Below are 2462 nucleotides of genomic sequence, written 5' to 3'. Positions count from 1 at the left end.
GCGCGGCATAATACGCGTCCAGTGTGGGATACCCCCGTTTTTGCGCTTCCGCTTCGTCTTTGACGATAGCCGAGGGAGCCGTACAAATTTTTTGCGGCGTGCCGATGCCGCAATTTTGCCCCCCGCCCGGCCGGCTGTAAAAATCCTTTACGTCCTGCGCGAATTGCAGCTGTTTGGCATTGCAGCATATTTGTCCGGAGCCGCAACGCGTGATCGTCGTCCCTCCGGCCTGCCCTCCCGCCGGAATATCGCTCCGCAGGCAGTTTCCGCCGTCTTCCCAATGTTTCAAGGTTTTCGTTCCCGGAACATATTCGGAATCGGGAATTTGCGTGCCGGTAATGCACGTATAATCCTTATAGCTCCTTCCCCCGCTATTAAACGTAAGGTTCGTGCTCATGTCCGCGGCACAGCTCGAGAGCGCCTGCGCATCCGGCGCCTTGCAGCAATACTGCGACTGATTCGGGCACCGGCGCTGAACCGATTGCAAAATGGATTCCGGCGAGCAAATTTCATTGTTCACGACTTCCGCGGGCGACGCGTACCGGCAGCGGCGATCGATAGCCGTCGAATCACAGACAACGTTCCACTCGCAGGTGCCGTACGTGAGTGTGCTCAAATTCGCTCCCTTGCAAATCATGGACCCGTCGAGCGAGCAATCCTGATTGCCTAAACAGCCACCGGCGGCCTGCGCGCAGCAGAGGGATCCGGGCTTATTAATGCACAGATCGGCATAATCCGTGCCCGCCGGGCCTCCCGTGGACGGAAAACAGAGCTTCCCCTTATCAAGACCCTGCGCATCCAGCGTTGACGTAAGAACGCACTCATAACTGCTCTTGGTTTTGATGGTAAGGCTACTCGGCGGTGTAACCGTGCCGCAGGTATTCTTTTTACTTTTGATACAGAGATAGCGTCCGGAGCCCTGCGTTTTGCCGTACAATTCGCAGAGGCCCGCCACATTGGGTGCCTTCGTTGTCGACGCATCGATAACGGTGTTCAGCGCATCAGCGGTTCCGTATGTATTGGTAAAATCGATATTGGCATATGTCCCGTCAGCCTTAATATACGGCCTCGACTTAAACGACGCCTCAGGATTTTCTCCGCTTGAAATAAAGGTGCAGATGCCGTTTTTTGCCACGCCTCCGTAATTCTGGCATTCCTTATCCGCATTTTCTTTTGTCGGCTCGATCTGGCAGACGGGCTTTTTCCCGTCCGGCGGCCATAATGAAGGATTTTCATTCGGCCCGACCGGCTGAAAAATACAGGACACGTCGCTATACGCGCTGAACTGGCCCACCGAACAGTCGCTGCTCGTGATGCAGGCGATCTGGACGGTATTCAGGGATTGATTTTGATTCGAATCGACATTCGCTAAGCCGCCGCAGGCCTCTGAACAATCCCCGAGGCAGGAAGCGCTTCCTGGCGTTTTCTTGGCATATGTCCAAGATTGCGTTGTTTTGGAACATCCACAAACGCAACGATTGCTCGATGCATTATATTCCGTACTCACCAACGTCGATCCGATTTCAGAGCAAGCGGCCGGACATACCGTGGCCGAACAGGAGGCTGCATCGGGCTGGGGCACCCGAAGCAGATTTTGCGTGTCTTCGCTCGAAATGCAGGAGCATTGGCAGGCCGGAAAAGCCGCATCGGCCTTTTGAAAAATAAAGAATACAAAAGCAATCGCGAAGATTGCGGAAAGGCCGAACAAAACGGTCCTCCGATTCATACCTGTATGGATTTTAGCATGTTCTCGCGCGGGTCAGTAGTAACAGGGGTTGCGTAGTGGCGTCGTTGCGTGGAACGTAAGGATGCCTTACGCAACTTCCCCCATCCCTCACAACCCATGCCCTACGGGCCTGCGATCCTACAAACCGAAGGGCGAAGGGAATGGGTACGGGTTATTGGTTACGGGGCGCATGGCTCACGGCGCATGGCCTACGCAACCACGCAACGATGTCCTACGCAACTTCCCTATTGTGTCCTCGGCGCCTGAATGGTCTGCGCGATTTTTTCGGATGTAAGACGAAGAGCATTGCGCGGATCAAGCGTCCCCTGAACCACCCCGTCAATCATGTCGATAATGGCAAGCTCCGCAGTTTTCGGATCCACGCCGCGATACCAGCTTTTTGCCGTAAGGACTTGCGATGAAAATACGCCGATATCTTCGTCTTCGAGCTGGCTCGTTAAAAGAGCGCGCCGAGCTGCCGGACGTTTTGCGGCTTCGAGGTATTTCGGCGCTTCTGTGGCATTGGTGAGAAAATTCACGAAGTGCCAGGCAAGATCCGCATTTTTCGCTTTTTTGGAAACAGTCCACATCCAGTAATTTGCGAAGTTCACTTCGGGATTGCCAGTAATCTGCGGAACCTTGGTGATGCCGAGATTGATTTTGGGCGCGCGGGCGCGGATAACGGGAAGATGATAACTATACCCGAGGAAAAAGGCGGAGCTTCCTTGGATAAAAG

Annotated in this window: 2 protein-coding genes; both read right to left on the bottom strand. The window is 54.3% G+C overall.

What is annotated here, in order from left to right:
* The coding region (locus HRF49_12025) for a hypothetical protein (protein MEP0815375.1) at window positions 1–1708 on the bottom strand (1708 nt) is incomplete at its 3' end.
* A gap of 263 nt (window positions 1709–1971) precedes the next feature.
* The coding region (locus tag HRF49_12020) for an extracellular solute-binding protein (protein MEP0815374.1) at window positions 1972–2462 on the bottom strand (491 nt) is incomplete at its 5' end.

The sequence above is a fragment of the bacterium genome (genome assembly GCA_039961635.1).
GTDB lineage: Bacteria > 4484-113 > 4484-113 > JAGGVC01 > JAGGVC01 > JABRWB01.
Note: the sequence above shows the minus strand (reverse complement) of the source record. Positions and strands in the feature narration are given on the sequence as shown.